The organism is Lysinibacillus sp. FSL R7-0073 (assembly GCF_038009065.1).
In the GTDB taxonomy this organism is placed as follows: Bacteria; Bacillota; Bacilli; order Bacillales_A; family Planococcaceae; genus Lysinibacillus; species Lysinibacillus fusiformis.
Genome location: NZ_JBBPAS010000001.1, coordinates 824,672 through 844,276 on the forward strand (window position 1 = coordinate 824,672; position 19,605 = coordinate 844,276).

The following is a 19,605-nucleotide window of genomic DNA, read 5'->3' on the forward strand; positions in this document are numbered from 1 at the left end:
GTACCTCCAATTAATTTGTTTTTGGATCTAAAGCATCTCGTAAACCATCTCCTAAGAAGTTAAAGGAGAGGACAAGAAGCATAATACAAAGACCTGGGAAAATCGCAACATAAGAATGAGTTTCCAGGTACGTACTACCAACCTTTAAAATATTGCCCCATTCGGGAATATGTGGCTCAATACCAAGCCCTAAAAAACTTAAACTACTTGTTGAAATAACAGCTCCACCAATCGTAAGTGTTGCTTTGACAATCATGGGTGCTAATGAATTAGGAACAATGTGCTTGAAAATAATAGCCGCATCAGATGCCCCCAAAGCTCGGGCAGATTCCACAAATTCAAAATTTGCTAGCTGCATGACATTTGCCCGCATTGTACGTGCATAGGTTGGGATTGCCCCAACACTAAGTGCAATAATGAGGTTGATCGTGTTAGCACCAAATGCAGCAATAATAGCAATGGCTAACAGAATACCTGGAATAGCATATAAAATATCTAGGCTTCGCATGATGACATTGTCAGTTGTTTTTCCGTAATACCCGGAAAATGCCCCTAACGCTCCTCCGACTAACGCAGGAATAATCGTTGAGAAAAATCCGACGATTAATGAAATGCGTGCCCCAAATACAATACGGGAAAATAAATCTCGCCCGTAATTATCTGTGCCTAGAGGATATTCTAATGATGGTGTTTGCAGCAGGGCACCGTAGTTATTTTCTGTAGCAAAGTCATAGTCAAAAGTCCAAGTGCTTGTGACAGACAATGAAAACATAAAGATAATGAAAAATAACCCGAATACAGCCATCGTATTACGTAAAATCTTTTCCCATATTTTTTGCCACTTTTCAATAGAAGAAGGGTTTGCCTTACGAGCCTTTTGAATAAGACTATAACCTAGTAATGAAGCAAATAGATTACCAGTGAAAGTAGCCAATAGTAATAAAACACCTGGGATAAACATCCATCTTGGAGCCGCTGTAGGTGTGACAAACTTAACGCATAAAATGGTTATCACGATATAAATAAGCGCAAGTATTAAGAAAATACCCATCGCCAGTAAAAAGGTATCTGTTACATAAGGCTTAAATAAGTTCAATGCTGCAATACCGATGATGAATAATTGTGTAATAAAGGCATAAGCAGCAAAAGTATATTCTGCAGTCTTTCTTGTGGACACAAGCATAAACGCAAATGATGTAGAAAAAATATTGCCAGAAAGAACTGTTAATAATAATGGATAGCCGAAAATACGAGTACCTTTTTGGATCTCCCCAAACTTTGCTAAATCTCTTTTTATTCGTAAATTTACAAAAGCCACATAGATCGTAGTAATGGCATAAATAACAAAGAGTAGAAGTACAATTGGCCGCCAGCTATGGGTAGAAAAATTATAGCTGTAGGCTAGAAACAATAAAGAAAACAGTAAGGAAAAGACAAAGGTAAAATGAGAATTGACATATTCCTGTGTAATCTTCAAGAGTAGTTTGACATGTAAGATGTTTTTCACAGGTGATCCTCCTTTAAGACTTCTTCATTTTCGAGCGAATGCGTGGATCAAAAAAGGCATACATGATATCAATCAATAAATTGACAATGGAGATCGTAATAGCGATATAAACAACGCCTCCAAGGATTGCGGGAATATCAGGAATAAATTGTTTATCAACAATATAGCTACCAATCCCACTAATATTGAATACCTTTTCTGTAACAGATGCGCCTCCCAACATACCTCCAAAAAGAAGTCCAATCACCGTAATAATCGGAATCATGGCATTACGAATGGCATGTTTTGAAATTACTTTAAATTCATTCAAGCCTTTTGCCTTAGCTGTAATAATGTAATCCTCGTGGATCACCTCAAGCATACTCGACCTTGTCATCCTAGCTATGGATGCTGTAATGGATGTTCCCAAGACGATAACTGGCATGATAAGGGATAACCAATTTTGGGGGTTATAGGTTGCTGGAAACCATTGTAGCTTTAATGCGAACGTTAAAATAAAAATTAAACCTTGCCAAAAGCTTGGAATGGATAAACCAATTAAAGCAATAAACATAAATGTATAATCCAAATACGAATTTGGACGAACCGCTGAAATAATACCGACTGGAATAGCAATAGCAATAGCCATTAACAGTGATAATACGGCTATTTCAAGTGTGACAGGAAATTTATTTGTAATGCTGTGAGTAATATCTTCTTTGCCTGCAAAGGATGTGCCTAAATCAAAAGTAAAGAGGCCGGATAGTGAATGCCATAATTGAGACAAATAAGGTTGATCTAAACCATGAATGCGATTAAAGTTGGCTATTTGCTCTGCTGTCGCCTCAACACCCAGTAAGTTTCTGGCTGGATCGAAAGGTGATAGATACAAAATTGTAAACACTAACGTTGCCACTCCAACAATGACAATGAAGCTTTGTAAAATTCTTTCAATGATAAATTGCAAAAACGGGTTCGCAAATAAAATTAGCACGACATAAAATAAAACAGCTGGTAGAAAGGTAAGAGCTACAAAATATTTGTTTTTCAGTTGCTGATTAAAAAATTGAACATAAGTTAATGGTTGTATACCTTCATTTTGTAAATCTTGATCTACTTGCTGTTGAAGCCTTTTATTGGCTAATTCATTAGCAGTTTGCTGTATTTGCGATGATGATACAGCCTCTTGAAAAAATGAAGCTTTTGCTATTTCTTGCTGTTCAAATGATTGCTGCCATTGGGCAAATAAACCATTCTTCAAGTAATACTGACTACGCAATTCAGAAGCCTGGTCATAAGTATTTGAACGTTTCTTTTTCCGATAGATAAAGTATGTAAATGGATGAACCAAAATACTTAAAAGAAAAAGTATTATATTGTAAGGCTTTTGGTGCATTAGTTTTTGATAAACCATAGAAAAGAACATAAATTCCTTAGGATTTAAATGATTTTTTGACGTAACCATGCATTTCCTCCAAGCGTTAATAAAATATTTAACACTATATTGTATAATTCCTATCAGTATTGTAAAGTATGGATTATACTTGAAAGTAAGTCAATCACAAATTTTAAAAAGGATGGGTCGAATGAGCGAAAAGCTTTTAGAAATCAATAATCTTAGTGTTTCCTTTATCACTGGGGAGACAGAGTTTGAAGCTGTAAAAGATGTAAGCTTCCATCTAAATAAAGGTGAAACACTCGGAATTGTAGGTGAATCTGGGAGCGGGAAAAGTGTAACGGCACGTTCCATTATGCGCTTATTACCATCTCCACCTTCATTTTTAAAATCTGGCACTATTAAGTTCAAAGGTCAGGAGTTAACGGAATTAGCGGAAAAACAAATGGAAACAATTCGTGGAAAAGATATTAGCATGATTTTTCAGGATCCTATGACATCTACAAACCCTACCATACGAATAGGAGATCAAGTGGCTGAAAGTTTAATCAAGCATCAATCCATGTCAAAGACGGAAGCCTATATGCAAACTATTGAATTATTAAAACTTGTTGGCATTCGGGATGCAGAAGAGCGTTATCGACAATATCCACATGAATTTTCAGGTGGTATGCGACAACGTGTAATGATCGCTATGGCACTTGCATGTAATCCGTCATTGCTGATTGCGGATGAGCCAACGACAGCATTGGATGTAACTATTCAAGCCCAAATTTTGAAATTGATGCGAGATATGCAAAAGAAAATGGGCACATCTATTATTTTAATTACACATGATTTAGGCGTCGTTGCTGGTATGTGTGATCGTCTCATTGTCATGAAAGAAGGAGAAATTGTTGAACAGGGTACGACGGAAGAGATTTTTGCGAATGCGCAGCATCCATACACCCAAAAATTATTGAATGCGCTACCAAAGCTACATGAAAAAAAACAGCCAAAAGAAATTTCCAATATCCAACCAGGTATTGATCCAAATAAACCTTTGATCGAGGTCACACATCTGTCTAAAGAATTTTCATTAGGAAAAGGCCAAACATTAAGAGCTGTCAATGATTTATCGTTCCATATACTCCCAGGGGAAACTTTAGGCTTAGTAGGCGAATCAGGTTCAGGTAAATCTACCACTGGCCGAACAATTCTACAGCTTCATCAACCTACTAATGGAGAAGTTTTATACCAAGGGATTCCTGTAACGAGACTAACGAAAAAGCAGTTGAAGGCGATGCGTCGCCATATGCAAATTATTTTCCAAGATCCCTATTCATCATTAAACCCTCGAAAAAAAATCTTAGATATTATTGGGGAAGCACTTGATATTCATGGTCTAGTGAAATCACATAGTGAAAGACTAGGACGGGTAGAGGAACTGCTTGAGCTTGTTGGTTTGAAGAAAGAACATGCAATGCGTTATCCACATGAATTCTCTGGAGGTCAACGACAACGTATTGGGATTGCTAGAGCATTAGCGGTTGAGCCTAATTTTATAGTTTGTGATGAACCTTTGTCGGCCTTAGATGTATCCATTCAAAAACAGATTGTGGATTTACTAAAGGAATTACAACAAAAGCTTGGGTTGACGTATTTATTTATTGCACATGATTTATCGATGGTGAAGCATATTAGTGATCGGGTAGCAGTTATGTATGCGGGGAAAATTGTAGAATTAGCTGAAAGTGAGGAGCTATATGCTAATCCTCAGCATCCCTATACACGTGCATTATTACAGTCCATACCAATTCCCGATCCAGCGATTGAAAAGCAGAAATATAGTGATGCGGAAAATACAGACGACGTGAAAGTTCACTACGAGGTAGAAAATAGCAAGCTTGTAGAGGTTTTTCCAAATCATTGGGTAGCTGTTTCAACATGATGGCTGTCATATTATAGTACAATAGAGACAGTTAGCAGGTTTCTACTGTAAACGAACAACCTTTAATTAAACTATATTAAAGCATAGGATGGAGTATCTACATTACATGTATATATTTATTTTGCATAAATAAAATGTAGTTGCATATAATGGAAATCTTTTAATACATTCAAAGAATTATAGAAAAATATACATTTGTTACAAGGAGATTATGTAGTTACTGTACATAATCTTTTTGTTTAGAATAATTTTGAATCTATATATAAAGGGCTAGGACATGTTATGATTAGTGTAAATAAATAGCTGAGGGAGATAAAAGTGAAACAATCAGATATTAAAACGCTAATAACTAGTGGAACAATTATTTTGGCTGTTGTTTTATATTTAATATTTAAATAAATATATGTATAAAAGTCTTCAGTTGTTACAATGACTGAAGGCTTTTCATTCGTTACAGGAGCAATCTTGCAATGGGAGAAGGAAACCATTTATGAAAAAATAATTAGTTAACTGCGGAGATTTTTAGTTGTAGGCGATATAAATTAGAAAGTAGTGTGTAAATTTGAAGAAAATTATTTTTGCTTTATTCATTTCTATATTGGTTCTGAGTGCATGCACAGAAGAAACTAGTACGAATATTATTAAGACAGAAGATATAGAAGGTCTAATATCTTCAACGATAGAAACTGCAGAGAAACACGATGTAAGTAAGTTTGAAGAATATGAACTAGAAAGTGTAATTGACGGCGACACAATAAGAATAAAATATAACGGTAGCTCTGAAAAAGTTCGTTTTTTACTTGTTGATACCCCGGAAACTAATCATGAGACATTAGGAGAGCAACCGTACGGACCAGAAGCTAAAGAATTTACTAAGCAACTATTAGCTGGTCAAGATACAGTCTATTTAGAATTTGACGTTTCTTATCGTGATAAATATAAAAGACTACTTGCCTATATTTATACGAAAGAAGGTATAAGTGTTCAGGAGCAGCTATTGAAAAATGGATTAGCACGTGTGGCCTATATATATGATCCAAATACGAAGCATGTAGATTGGTTTAAATCGATTCAAAAAACGGCACAACAGTCAGCTATCGGGATATGGTCAGTTGAAGACTATGTAACGAATCGTGGATACGATAAAAATGTATACTATGCTGCATTAAAAGAAGGAAATCAGTCTAACATAGTTGAGGATAAATCGAATACCAATAACAATAAGGGAAGGTGCGAAATCAAAGGAAATATTAACTCCAAAGGTAATAAAATTTATCATATACCAGGGCAACGGGACTATGATAATACAAAAGCTGAGGAGATGTTCTGTACGGAAGAAGAAGCAGAAGCTGCTGGGTTTATTCCAGCTAAGCAATAAAATCAAGCATTTAAATACTTATAACGGCATGTTCAGTGTTTACGCTAAGAAGTATGAACCAGCACCAGAGAAAACTTAAATGAAAAGAGGAAGATGGTTTCTATGTTGAGAGAAACCATCTTCCTTTGTTTTATATTATTTGTCTAGAGAATACAATTTTATAACCCGTCTGCAGTAATGGGTTTATCAAAAGGTAGAAAACGGCTATAAACTTCTATGAAATTAATATCACCTCAAATTTATCAAAGTTTCGAAGGTATCGAGAATTTCCACTAGACTCCAAGTGGTTTTTCCATCATCCGTATTTTTGTAGGTACTATCACATGTCAAAAAAAAATTTAAAAGAAAGGAATGGAAGATTGAGCTCTTGAAGAAGCGGTATATTTTCTAAATTTTAGGAGGGGTCAACTCATGTGATAGCATTTGGTGCATACAAGCAACCATAATCTAAGGTATTGACATACTAAGTATTGAAATTATATATTTATTCCAGTTAAATTTTTTGAATATTCATTATATACAAACTTGTACCTACAACGTGTTGACGTGTAGTCGTGTTGTTTTGGATAATTTATGTTTTTTTTGCAAGCGTTTACGAAATACAGAGGCACAAGGATGAAACGAGGGGGAAATAAAATGAAAAAAATACGAATAGGTGTTATTGGGGCTGGCTTAAGGGGGGGCTTGGCACAATACTGGCACAAACCTAATGGGGAATCAGAAATAGTGGCATTAGCCGATATTTCTCAAGAACGTTTAGAAAAATTTCAGGAAAAATTTGATACACCATTATTTTTAACAAAGGACTATAAAGAGTTATTAACAAGAGATGACATCGATGCAATCGCGGTTTTATCCCCAGATTATTTACATGAGGAACATATTATTACTTGTTTACAAGCGGGTAAGCATGTGTATGCGGAAAAACCATTAGCCATTACGGTGGAAGGTTGCGATCGAATATTAGATGCTTGGGAAAAATCAGGAAAGCATCTAATGGTTGGCTTTAATATGCGTTATATGAGTATGTATCAAACGATGAAAGGCATAATTGATTCAGGGGCCATTGGAGAATTAAAGGCAATATGGGTGCGTCATTTTGTTGGATTCGGTGGTTATTTTTACTACCACGATTGGCATGGTAATTCAAAAAATACAACCTCTTTACTACTTCAAAAAGGTTCACATGATTTAGATGTCATTCATTGGATTTCAGGGAAATATACACAGAAGGTATCTGCGTTTGGTAGCTTAGATTATTACGGCGGAAATCAGCCTAATACATTAACATGTCCAGCTTGTGATCAGAAAAAAACTTGTCCAGAATATGTTGCCCATACATTTACGGAATGTGCGTTCCGTGAAGAAATTGATGTAGAGGATAATAATATGGTCATGATGGAGTTGGAAGGTGGCATAAAGGCTTCATATTTACAATGTCACTTTACACCTGACTATTCGCGAAATTATACATTTATCGGTACGAAAGGGCGTATCGAAAATGATGATATCAATAATAAAATTTATTTAAAGACACGGAAATCAAATTCTTGGGAGGAATTGAGTGATGTTGTATACGAAATGAAGCCTGAGGAAGGTAGCCATGGCGGAGCTGATCCAAAGATTGCCCAAGATTTTGTAGAACTCATCCTCTACGATAAAAAACCTTTAACAACGCCATTTGCGGGACGTATGAGTGTCGCAGTGGGCTGTGCAGCAACAGAATCTATTCGTAACGGAGGTAAGGTTATTGAGATTAAGCAGGAATCTACCATTTTGCAACATTGATAAATAGGGGGTGTATTTATGACGCTTTTAGATAAAACAACTGTTGAGGAAAAACCATCTAAAACAAAACGTTTTTTCAAAAAGCAATCCAAGGTAAAGAAAAATCACCTGGTAGAGTGGAAAAAATCTATCAAAAAAAATTGGGAGCTCTATTTATTACTAGCCCCTGTTATACTTTACTTTTTGGTTTTCCATTATTACCCACTATATGGATTGCAAATTGCCTTTAAAGATTTTATTGCTACAAAGGGAATTATGGGGAGTCCGTGGGTAGGATTAAAGCATTTTGAACGTTTTTTTGATAGTTATTATTTTTGGCGTTTAATCAAAAATACAATTGGGATTGGCGTATTCACGTTACTTATTTCTTTTCCAATACCAATCATTATTGCATTGCTATTAAATGAAGTGAAAAGTCTTCGCTTTAAGAAATTTGTACAGACAGTCATTTATGCTCCACATTTTTTATCAACAGTAGTAGTAGTTGGGATGCTATTACTATTCTTAAAATCAGACGGGATGATTAACCAAATCATTATGTTGTTTGGGGGTATACCCATTGATTTTATTTCAGAGCCTGCATGGTTTAAATCCATATATGTACTGTCTGATGTCTGGCAAACGATGGGATGGAGTTCCATCATATATATTGCAGCTTTGGCTGCCGTAGATCCAGCACAGCATGAGGCGGCAATGATAGATGGGGCATCAAAATTTCAAAGGATTATTCATATTAATATTCCTGCGATTATGCCGACGATTATCATTTTATTCATCTTAAATGTTGGATCTGTCATGGCCATTGGATTTGAGAAAGTATTTTTAATGCAAAATGACTTAAATATGTCGGCATCAGATGTTATATCCACTTTCGTTTATCGTAGCGGAATTTTAGAAGCACAGTATAGCTTTTCAGCAGCAGTTGGCTTATTCAACTCTATCATTAATTTTATCCTCCTTATTATGGTTAATAGAATAGCCAAAAAAGTGAGTGATACAAGTTTATGGTAAAGGAGAGATTGACATGAAAGAATCAAAGGGCGATCGTGCATTTACTATCTTTAATTATATTTTTTTAGCAATCGTAGCAGTTGTTGTTTTGTATCCACTTATTTTTGTTTTAAGTGCTTCTCTTAGTAATCCGGAGTACGTCATTTCAGGGGATTTATGGTTATGGCCAAAGGAATTTACAGTGGAGGCTTATGAAAAAGTATTCCAAAATCCAGATATTATTAATGGATTTATCAACACTTTAAAATACACATTCTTTGGAACATTACTAAATATCGTGATGACCATTTGTGCAGCTTATCCTCTTTCACGTAGAAACTTAAAAGGGAAGGGCTTTATTATGGCATTTATGGTATTCACCATGTTTTTCAGTGGGGGACTAATTCCTACATATCTATTAATCCGTGATTTGGGAATGATAAATACATTTTGGGTCATGATTATTCCGAATGCGGTAGCTGTCTGGAACATCATTATTATGCGGACATTTTTCCAATCCATTCCTTATGAGTTAGAGGAATCAGCCATGATCGATGGTGCAGGGAACTTCCGTATTTTATGGAGTATCGTTCTACCACTGTCATTACCCGTTATGGCAGTCATGGTTTTATTTTACGCAGTAGGGCATTGGAACTCTTATTTCCAGGCATTGATCTACTTGCAAGACCAAGATAAGTTTCCACTACAACTTATTCTAAGGCAAATATTAATTCAAGGACAAGCTGACGATATGATTAAAGCGACGTCAGAAAGCTTTTTAGCTCAAAAACTTAGCGTTGAAGGGTTAAAATACGCAGTTTTAATCGTTGCTAACCTACCAATGTTAATGCTTTATCCATTCTTACAAAGATATTTTGTAAAAGGTGTCATGATTGGTTCATTAAAAGGTTAAAGAATAGGGGCGATTTTAAGTGAAAATGAAAAAAAAGCGTGTTTATGGTTTTGTAACAAGCCTAATGTTAGCTACAAGTTTGCTAGGAGCATGTTCGGGTGATAAAGAAACTGGTGGAGTGAAAAGTGATAATATCGAAAATTTGAATGCGACCGAGATGCCGATTGCAAAGGAGAAAATTGAAGTAGATGGTTTTGCAGCAAAGTTTTTTGCATCTCAGGATTGGAATCATCTAATGTTATGGGAAGAATACGAGAAATTGTCTAACATCCATATGAATTGGACAACTGTTCAAACGGAAGTATTAGCGGACAAAAAGAACTTACTTTTAGCTTCAGGAAATTATCCAGAAATATTTTTTGCATCAGCATTTTCAAAAACAGATTTAATCAAATACGGTCAACAAGGTGTATTTCTACCGTTGAATGATTACATCGATCAATATGCACCCAATTTTAAAAAGCTATTAGAAGAATACCCATCTGTCAAGCAAGGTGTGACGATGGCAGATGGGAATATTTATGGCTTCCCAACAATTTATGATCCGAAATTTTCATCACTTCGCGTGGGAGCGCCATGGATTAACCAAGAATGGCTTGATAATCTAGGTTTGCCATCACCAGAAACAACAGATGATTTGTACAAAGTACTAAAAGCATTTAAAGAAAATGATCCAAATGGTAATGGTTTACAAGATGAACAAGGCTGGGGAACAGGTTATGGTATTGAACAAATCATTTCTTACTTAAGAGGGTCGTTTGGCTTGAATAAACAAGGGACGATGAATCTGAATTTAGATTTTAAAGAAGGTACTGAGGAATTCCGATTCGTGCCAACGACCGACGAATATAAACAATTACTTGAGTATTTAAATAAGCTTTATAAAGAAGGTTTAATTAATAAGGATGTATTTACGACAGAGCCTCAAAAATTTGCAGCAGAAGCAGCTAAAGGAACGTTTGGCATGCTTAGTGAAGTAGATCCTAAAGAGTTATTTAAACTAGATGGTTATACAGGTGCACAAGTATTAGAAGGACCAAAAGGGGATCGTCAATATACTGCGATGTCTAATGGTCTTGGAAATCTAGGAATGTTTGTAGTAACAGATAAAGCAAAAAATCCTGAAGCAATGGTTCGCTGGATTGACCATTTATATGGTGATGAAGGGGCTAAAATGTTCTTTATGGGCTTTGAAGGTGTCACTTACGAAGAAAATGAGGATGGGACTATTCAATATATCGACAATATTACAAATAATCCAGATGGCAAAAACTTAGATCAAGCAATAAGTGATTATTTAACATGGCCTGGTGGTTATTACCCTGGGATTGTAACGCAAAAGTATTTCCAAGGGGCAGAGGCTAAGGAAAATTCTCTTAACAATGCTAAGCAAGTCATGCCGTATGCTTTGAAAGATGATGACATTATTCCAGGGTTGAATTACACAGTGGAAGAAAATGATCGTGTGTCCGCTGTTTTAACAGATATTCAAACATATGTAAATGAAATGACAGCAAGCTTTATTACAGGAAAAGAAAATTTCGATAAATGGAATGACTATAAGAAAACCATCGAGAAAATGGGCTTGCAAGACTATATGGAAGTAGCACAGGGGGCATATGACCGTTCCAAATAAGGAGGTTCAAATTCTCCAAACTTAACAAGTAGAAGGTCACATAAGCTAAAGATATTACCTTTCATAAATAGGCTTATGTGACGCTCACTTGTTGAACCTTCAATGATTGATGTTGCGAGTGTAAATGAAAAAAATTTATATATAGGAATATGTGAATCGTAGGGAGGTAATGGGCATGGAATTGGAAGGGTGGAAAGGTAAGCTATACTGGTTTGTAGAATGGATAACATTATTAGCAGTGCTACAGTTACTATGGACAGGCTTAACTTTACTTGGACTTTTGTTATTTGGAGTAGCCCCAGCGACTGTTGCCATGTTTACTACTTTACGTAAAAGATTACAAGGAGAAGATGACTTAAAACGATTAGTCAAAATCTATTGGAATACATATAAAGTTGAATTTATTCCATCTAATAAAATAGGTATGATCTTACTGAGTATTGGCTACTTTTTAACGATTAATTTTCAAATTGTTTCATCGTTACATGGCTTACTAGGGTTACTATTACTCACAGCGTTTATTTCGATTAGTATACTTTTCGGTATTATTGTCGTGAATATATTTCAGCTATACGCTCATTATGATCTACCAACACTGCGCTACTTTGCTGCTTCAATCATATTTAGTATAGCGTATCCATTACAAATGATAAGCAATATTGTTGGGCTTATGATTCTTTACAAAATATATAGCTGGTTTCCTGGTTTAATACCGTTTTTCGGTGTTAGTTTAGCTGCATTATTTTTAACGTGGATGTCATCCCATATATTTAAGCATGAAAGAGAGGCAGAGAAACATACTAATCTACCACATTACTCTGCTGGGAGAGAGATTACCTCATGAATAACAAATGGATTATTAATGCGAATATCGTAATGGAAGATCAAATTATTAATAACGGATTCCTAGAAATGTCGGAAGGGAAAATTACAGGAATTGATCAAATGGCAAATTGCCCTTCACTCGCTTTAAGAGAGAATGTAATAGACTGTCAGCAAAAAGGCTTTATCATCCCTGGAATGATCGATATCCATATACATGGTGCTATAGGTCATGATTTTATGGATGCGGACCATATCTGTTATTCGAAAATAGCCAAATATTTAGCTAGTGAAGGAGTCACTGCTTTTTTAGCTACAACGATGACAGGCCCAATGTCGGAGATCAAAGCTGCTGTTGAGGCACTTGCCTATTATTATAAAAATCAACCAACAGCAGTACCAGAGATGTTAGGAATTCATTTAGAAGGTCCATTTATTAGTCAAGCTAAAAAAGGGGCCCAATCCGAAGCGTTTATTTTAAAACCAAATGTTCAACAATTTAATGATTTGTATGATAAGTCTCATCATTCAATTCGTCTTGTCACATTAGCACCAGAGGAAGATAGTGATTTTGAATTACTACGCGAATTAACTAGCAAAGGGGTTATTGCATCTATTGGTCACTCTGATGCTGACTATCAAACAACACAACATGCAATAAAAGCTGGTATTACCCATGTAACACACCTATTTAATGGCATGAGTGGACTGCATCATCGTGATCCAGGTGTTGTGGGAGCAGTACTTTTAGCCGAAGATGTGTATGTGGAAATAATTCCAGATAATATCCATTTTCATAAAGATTTACTACCAATGGTTTACAAGATGACAGGCTTAAATCGTTTGCTCGTCATAACAGATGGTATGCGTGCAAAGGGGATGCCAGATGGTTTGTATCATTTAGGTGGTAATGAAGTAGAAGTATTGAATAAACAATGTGTTCAACGTAAAACAGGATCCTTAGCAGGAAGTGTGTTAAATATGAATACGGCAAGGAAAAACATAGAAGAGTGGCTTACACTTTCACTTGTTGAGCAAATACGTGTTGTTTCTTTAAATCAAGCAGAGCATTTAGGCATAGACAATCGTAAAGGGTCTATAGCACTAGGAAAAGACGCAGATATCGTTTGGTTGAATGAAGAAGGAGAAGTAGAGAAAACTTTTTGCTTAGGAAATCTTGCCTTTGAAAAGGATTGATATATCAATAGGCATCCTATTATATAGATGGTATATTGATTACAAAACCTAGAGAAGGAAGGAAAAAAGATGCATTTATTAGATCAATCTAGTGTAATCCCATTATATCATCAATTGAAACAAATTTTATTTGGAAAAATTCAATCAGGTGAGTGGAAACCAGGTGATAAAATTGACTCGGAAAATCAATTGATGGAGATGTTCCATGTTAGTCGAAATACAGTAAAAAAGGCAATCGAGGAATTAGTAAAGGAAGATAAATTATATCGTATTCAAGGAAAAGGAACATTTGTTTCCAAGCCAAGACTTGAACAATCTCTTGGTGGATTTTATAGCTTTAGTCGCATGATTCAAGAAAAAGGATTTAATCAAAAAGATGAAGTACTAGAAATACAGAAGGTGTATCCATCAACTAAGGTTAGATCCAATTTAGCATTAGAGGAAAATGAACAAGTTGTAGAAATGAAGCGTTTACGATTTGCTGATAATGAGCCGATTATTTTGGAATCATCTTTTTTACCTTTAAGCCTTATTAAGGATATTGAAATATTACGAGAAGTAACATCTTCATCTTTATACAGTTTATTAGCCGAACGTTTTAACATTATTGTTGTAAGGGCGAGAGAAGCCTTCGAACCTGTCCTTATTAATAAAGACGAAGCACCTTTATTGAAAACAGATGCTGGAAAACCAGCTTTGTTGCTAGAACGGACTGCGTTTGATACTTCAGGAAAACCAGTGGAATTCTGTATTTCGATTGTAAGAGGAGATCGTTGCCGTTTTTATACGGAATTAAATTAAAATCTAATAATTTGCTGCATTTATTTTTGTTATATATTATACCAACAACCCATTGAGGGAGGAATTCTATTATGCCATTAGTGACAACTAAAGATATGTTAGAAGACGCTTATAAAAATAATTATGCAATCGGTGCTTTTGGGGCACATAATTTAGAAGTGATTAAAGCTGTAATTGCTGGGGCAGAAAAAGTGGGTGCACCTGTAATTTTGCAAACAACTTCAAGCACTTATAAATATGTAGAGATGCCTTATCTAATTGCACTGGCAAAAACAGCAGCGGAACAGGCAAAAGTACCGGTGGCATTACATTTGGATCATGGCGAATCTTATCATACTGTAATGGAATGTTTACGAGCAGGCTACACCTCTGTGATGATTGATGGATCTTCCTTACCTTATGAGGAAAATATTTTATTAGTAAAAAAAGTAGTAGAAGCTGCAAGTGCGGTAAATGTGCCTGTTGAAGCAGAGCTCGGGACAATTGGTGGTGTCGAGGATAGTGTAAGCGTAAAGGAAGAGAATGCATTCTTTACTGACCCAAAGCAAGCTGAGCATTTTGTGAAGGTTACAGGAATTCAATCGTTTGCCCCTGCTTTCGGTACTGCACACGGTAAATATCAGCAAAAGCCAAAATTGCTATTTGAGCTTTTACAAGAAATCCATAGTTCCACTAATATTCCATTAGTCATGCATGGAGCCTCTGGGGTGCCAGAAGAGGATGTACGTGAATCTTTGAAATACGGAATTGCAAAAGTGAATTTTTCTACTGAGCTTAAAGACTTATTTGCTGAGGAATTAAGAGCTTATTTTAATGATCATCCAACAGAAAATGATCCAAGAAAGTATTTCCTTCCTGCACGTGAATCTTTAATTAAATTAGTAGAGCAAAAGATTGTGATGTTACAAAAATGATTACTACATTAACCTTAAACGCAGCCATTGACCAAGTATATGAGCTGGACTCTTTAATAATTGGTCAGACGAATCGTATATTACAGAAGTCACAACAAGGTGGTGGAAAAGGGGTTAACGTAGCTCGTGTTATTGCATCACTTGGTGGTGAAGTGAATATTGGCGGTTTCGTTGGTGGATTAAATGGCAGTAAAATAGTGCAGCTTTTACAGGAAGAAAATCTCCAAACAGAGTTCATACAAATAAAGGAAGAAAACCGCGTTTGTTTAACGATTATTAATCAGCAAACGAAGGAAATGAGCGAGCTGTTAGAGGCAGGGCCAACCATACATGAGCAAGAATGGATAAACATGTTAAAGTGGATTGAAACTAAAGCAGAACATGCTAGCTATTTTGTATTGTCAGGAAGCCTTCCTCAAGGCATACAAAAAACGGCATATGCAACGATTATCCATTTATTAAAGGAAAAAGGTATTAGAGTCGCACTTGATACAAGTGGCGATGCTTTGAAAAAAGGTATTACAGCAATACCTTTCATTATTAAGCCAAATGAGGATGAAATTACTCAATTAATCGGTAGGCCTGCTTTAACTCATGAAGACTTAGTTCAGGCTGGTATCAAATTTCAAAAATTAGGCATTGAGCATGTATGCTTTTCATTGGGCGAGCAAGGCGCTCTATTTGTTCATCCTTCAGGGGTTTACAAAGTGAATGCACCACGGATAAATGTGGTCAATACAGTAGGAAGTGGTGACGCCTTTTTAGGAGGACTTATTTATAAGCTCTCACATGGTGCAGACCATACAGAGGCATATAAATGGGCTGTTGCATGTGGATCAGCGAATGCAGCACATAAAGAGATTGCAAAAGTCCAAAGAGATACAGTCGAAAAACTCTTAGAGGAGATACAAATTACTAAAATAAATGAGAAGTAGGGGTTTGTTTATGTACACTTACAATGAGATTATGGCACAAGGACAAAAGTTAGAAAGAACAAAAGACATTGTGAAATTAATGACTTTCAATGATGATGCTGTAGATGTAGTGCTTTTCACAGGATGTGGAACATCCTATTATTTAGCGATTGCAGCAGCACGATATTATCAATCTGTTACTGGAGAGTTTGCCATTGCTGTACCCGCATCTGAGTTATTTTTACACACAGATACTTTTATTTTAACGAATAAACAGTATCTTATTATTGGAATTTCACGTTCGGGGACAACTTCGGAAATCATTATGTCCTTAGAGCATTTGAAAGATGCGAAAAATATACGTACTATGGCAGTAACTTGTAACGGTGACACGCCTATGGCTAGATTAACAGATGAATTGATTGCTTTAAATGATATATCAGAAAAAAGTGTGGTCATGACACAATCATTTTCTAATATGCTATACGCCTTGCAATTATATGCTGCGAAAATTAGTGGACGTGCGGATATGCTGGAACAGTTAGAGAAAATTCCCGCTCTTGTTCATTCAGCATTAGGCAATGGACAACAATTAACACAGGTGACAGAAGATGCTTCAAAAAAGCGCTTTATCTTTTTAGGGTCCGGTGCTTATAATGGGTTGGCTAAAGAAGCTACATTAAAGCTAAAAGAAATGACCCAAACGGAATGTGAAAGTTACTCAAATTTAGAATTCCGACATGGACCAATTTCTATTGTTGATAAGGAAACCGTTGTTATTTTATTTACACAAAATGAAACGAAGGAATATGATCTGGCATTAGTAAAGGATATTCAAAAGCTTGGAGGCTTCGTTGTTATTATCGGCATGGCTTCAGAAGAATTAGAAGCGGATTTAATTTTTAAGCTATCAGCAGAAGTAGAAGATTTAAATCGACTTGTTGAAGCAGTCCCTTACTTCCAACTTTTAGCTTATCACCATGCAATATTTAAAGGGCGTAACCCCGATAAACCACGTAATTTAACACAAGTCGTCAAACTTTCATAACAAAAACCTATTCAATAAGTAATAGACATAATTCTATTTTTTACTTTCTGATAATTTTGAATTTAGGTAAATCCTGTGGGGAGAACTGGTGATGTAAAGATGAGTCATATTTTAGTAGCAGATGTTGGTGGAACAAAATTAGCGACGGCTTTGTTCAACCAACATCAGCAGATTTTAATTAAAAGAGAGGTACCAAGTGATATTGCAACAAGAGAAGCTTTATTCCATTGTTTAATTGATAGCTTTGAACTGCTCTGTATGGAAAAGAAGCTCTCTTTTAATGAAGTTTCTAAGGTATGTATTGGTGTACCTGGTATTGTTGATGTTCAAAAAGGTCTAGCTGTCTATCAAAATAATATACCGTGGAGTAACTTTCCAATTTGTGAACGTTTAAATGATTTTTTTCCCCATGCGCAGATTATGATGGATAACGATGTGCATATGGCTACTTGGGGAGAGTATAATGCTAGAGGATTTCGGAAGGAAACGATGGTGTATGTAACATTAAGTACAGGGATATCTTGCTGTACCATTGTCAATGGCGAGTTTTTACGAGGAACAGGATTAGCTGGTGAAATAGGTTTTAATATTGTCGGTCATACTGGTGAAACTTTAGAAGAAAGTGTCTCAGGGCCAGCGATAGAAAAGCTAGGAAGAACATTATTGGGGAATTTGGATATCCGATTAAAAGATATGATGGAGCTCTATTATCAGGGTGACCCTATCATGGAGAAAGTATTGAAGCAAATCATTTATTGCATGGAAAAACAGTTACATCAAATGATTTTACTGCTTGATCCACACTGCATAGTATTAGGCGGAGGCTTTTTTAATCATCACCCGAAAATCATCGAGCAGATTAAAGAAGTAATTCAGCAGCGTCTGTTAAATACTCCTTTTGAAGGGAAACAGAAAATGATAGAGAGTAGTATTCGGAAAGGTGAGACGGGACTGTATGGTGCAGCATTGAAGTAATAAAAAGCAGTGGCGTGATGATTAAAATGGAAAATTATATCGATAAAAATTTCATACAAAAAGACCGACCCAACTTCTTTATATACCTTATATTAAGAAATTGGGTTTTTTCGTCACCATTTTAATTGACGTAAGATAGTGGAGGATAACTAACTGTTAGGAAGTTCTACATGAAAATGGGAGCAAAGCAGCTAGTTAACCAGTGTTTACTGTCAAAAGGGAAACAGACTTTTTATCTGAATCCCTATCAACAAAGCTTTTACTCTAACGAATGCGTTGCTCTGATTCTATGTCAAAGAAATGAGCACGTGACATATCAAATAGTAGGTTTGCTACCTGACCCTGAGTTATTCTAGTATCAGAGTTTACACGTGCAATATAGGGCTGTCCATTTAACTGTGCATGTAACATCAGCTCAGCACCTGTTAATTCGGATACATCGATATTTGCTTCAATGGCTGAAAAGAACGGCTCTGATTTGACAGAAGAATTTTCATAAATATGTTCAGGGCGAATGCCAAGGATCAGCTCTTTTTGTAAATAACCTTGCTCTAATAATAATTTAGATTTCTCTGTTGGAATGGTTAATGTAAGAGATCCTATTTGAATCCCTTCTTCATGGAAAATTCCTTTAAAAAAGTTCATCGATGGTGAGCCTATAAAACCACCAACGAATTTATTTTCAGGTAAACCGTATACTTCTTCAGGAGTACCTACTTGTTGAACAATCCCGTCTTTCATGACGACAAGACGTGTTGCCATTGTCATGGCTTCAGTTTGATCATGTGTTACGTAGATTGTTGTGGTTTTTAATCGTCGATGGAGCTTAGTAATTTCTGCACGCATTTGCACGCGTAGCTTTGCATCTAAATTAGACAAGGGTTCATCCATTAAGAAAATATTCGCATCTCGGACGATTGCTCGACCAAGGGCAACTCGTTGTCTCTGACCACCCGATAAAGCTTTAGGCTTACGATCTAAATACTTTTCTAAATCAAGTATGGCTGCTGCGTTGTGGACACGTTCCTTAATTTGTTGTTTTGAAAACTTTCGGAGCTTTAAGCCAAATGCCATGTTGTCATATACCGTCATATGCGGATAGAGTGCATAATTTTGAAAAACCATCGCAATATCACGTTCCTTAGATGGCACATCATTCATTTTCCTATTGTCAATTAAAAAATCGCCTTCCGAAATTTCCTCTAACCCAGCTATCATACGTAATGTTGTTGACTTTCCACAACCTGAAGGACCTACAAGTACAATAAACTCTCGATCCTGAACAGTTAAATTAAAATCAGATACAGCCGTTACACCGCCATCGTATATTTTATAAATATGATTAAGTACAATTTTCTCCATGTTTAGTCCCCTTTGTCCTTTTATTCAGTGTAAATAAAGTAATGAAGAAAACCAA

Annotated in this window: 16 protein-coding genes; 13 read left to right on the forward strand and 3 right to left on the reverse strand. The window is 35.9% G+C overall.

Features of this window, described 5'->3' with window-relative positions; genetic code table 11:
- Positions 1 to 10: 10 nt before the first annotated feature.
- Positions 11 to 1,507, reverse strand: a complete 1,497-nt coding sequence (locus MKY88_RS03905; RefSeq protein WP_340813026.1) for an ABC transporter permease — start codon at positions 1,505 to 1,507, stop codon at positions 11 to 13.
- 13 nt (positions 1,508 to 1,520) lie between these two features.
- On the reverse strand, positions 1,521 to 2,951 hold the full coding sequence (locus MKY88_RS03910; protein ID WP_340813027.1) for an ABC transporter permease: 1,431 nt from the start codon (positions 2,949 to 2,951) through the stop codon (positions 1,521 to 1,523).
- Between the two features lie 121 nt (positions 2,952 to 3,072).
- On the opposite strand from MKY88_RS03910, the gene MKY88_RS03915 reads away from it, so the two are divergent.
- The 13 genes from MKY88_RS03915 (at position 3,073) to MKY88_RS03975 (ending at position 18,188) form a co-directional block, all read left to right on the forward strand.
- Positions 3,073 to 4,812: an ABC transporter ATP-binding protein gene (locus MKY88_RS03915; RefSeq protein ID WP_340813028.1), complete on the forward strand. Its 1,740-nt coding sequence runs from the start codon at positions 3,073 to 3,075 to the stop codon at positions 4,810 to 4,812.
- Positions 4,813 to 5,374: 562 nt separating this feature from the next.
- On the forward strand, positions 5,375 to 6,190 hold the full coding sequence (locus tag MKY88_RS03920; protein ID WP_340813029.1) for a thermonuclease family protein: 816 nt from the start codon (positions 5,375 to 5,377) through the stop codon (positions 6,188 to 6,190).
- A 636-nt stretch (positions 6,191 to 6,826) separates the two neighbouring features.
- Entirely contained in the window at positions 6,827 to 7,978 is a 1,152-nt protein-coding gene (locus MKY88_RS03925) for a Gfo/Idh/MocA family protein (protein WP_258267828.1), read from the forward strand.
- 18 nt (positions 7,979 to 7,996) lie between these two features.
- Positions 7,997 to 8,989, forward strand: a complete 993-nt coding sequence (locus tag MKY88_RS03930) for an ABC transporter permease (protein WP_340813030.1) — start codon at positions 7,997 to 7,999, stop codon at positions 8,987 to 8,989.
- A gap of 13 nt (positions 8,990 to 9,002) precedes the next feature.
- Positions 9,003 to 9,881, forward strand: coding sequence for a carbohydrate ABC transporter permease (locus MKY88_RS03935; protein WP_069480153.1), 879 nt, complete (start codon positions 9,003 to 9,005; stop codon positions 9,879 to 9,881).
- Positions 9,882 to 9,906: 25 nt separating this feature from the next.
- Positions 9,907 to 11,517, forward strand: coding sequence for an extracellular solute-binding protein (locus MKY88_RS03940; protein ID WP_328205547.1), 1,611 nt, complete (start codon positions 9,907 to 9,909; stop codon positions 11,515 to 11,517).
- 175 nt (positions 11,518 to 11,692) lie between these two features.
- Entirely contained in the window at positions 11,693 to 12,361 is a 669-nt protein-coding gene (locus tag MKY88_RS03945; protein WP_258267829.1) for a YesL family protein, read from the forward strand.
- Positions 12,358 to 13,536: an N-acetylglucosamine-6-phosphate deacetylase gene (nagA, locus tag MKY88_RS03950; RefSeq protein WP_340813031.1), complete on the forward strand. Its 1,179-nt coding sequence runs from the start codon at positions 12,358 to 12,360 to the stop codon at positions 13,534 to 13,536. The genes MKY88_RS03945 and nagA overlap by 4 nt, the downstream gene beginning before the upstream one ends.
- Positions 13,537 to 13,605: 69 nt before the next feature.
- The gene (locus tag MKY88_RS03955; RefSeq protein ID WP_025116834.1) at positions 13,606 to 14,337 is read left to right on the forward strand and encodes a GntR family transcriptional regulator; all 732 of its coding nucleotides are present in this window, start codon (positions 13,606 to 13,608) and stop codon (positions 14,335 to 14,337) included.
- 71 nt (positions 14,338 to 14,408) lie between these two features.
- Entirely contained in the window at positions 14,409 to 15,251 is an 843-nt protein-coding gene (locus MKY88_RS03960; RefSeq protein WP_069480156.1) for a class II fructose-bisphosphate aldolase, read from the forward strand.
- On the forward strand, positions 15,248 to 16,186 hold the full coding sequence (gene pfkB, locus MKY88_RS03965) for a 1-phosphofructokinase (RefSeq protein ID WP_340813032.1): 939 nt from the start codon (positions 15,248 to 15,250) through the stop codon (positions 16,184 to 16,186). Before MKY88_RS03960 ends, pfkB begins: the two co-directional genes overlap by 4 nt.
- A 10-nt stretch (positions 16,187 to 16,196) precedes the next feature.
- Positions 16,197 to 17,213 carry an SIS domain-containing protein gene (locus MKY88_RS03970; protein ID WP_328205528.1) on the forward strand — a complete coding sequence of 339 codons (1,017 nt, stop codon included), beginning with the start codon at positions 16,197 to 16,199 and terminating at the stop codon, positions 17,211 to 17,213.
- 99 nt (positions 17,214 to 17,312) lie between these two features.
- Entirely contained in the window at positions 17,313 to 18,188 is an 876-nt protein-coding gene (locus MKY88_RS03975) for an ROK family protein (protein WP_328205526.1), read from the forward strand.
- 264 nt (positions 18,189 to 18,452) lie between these two features.
- On the opposite strand, the gene MKY88_RS03980 is transcribed toward MKY88_RS03975, so the two are convergent.
- Complete coding sequence (locus MKY88_RS03980) at positions 18,453 to 19,550, reverse strand: ABC transporter ATP-binding protein (RefSeq protein ID WP_025116839.1); 1,098 nt, start codon at positions 19,548 to 19,550, stop codon at positions 18,453 to 18,455.
- Between the last annotated feature and the right edge of the window lie 55 nt (positions 19,551 to 19,605).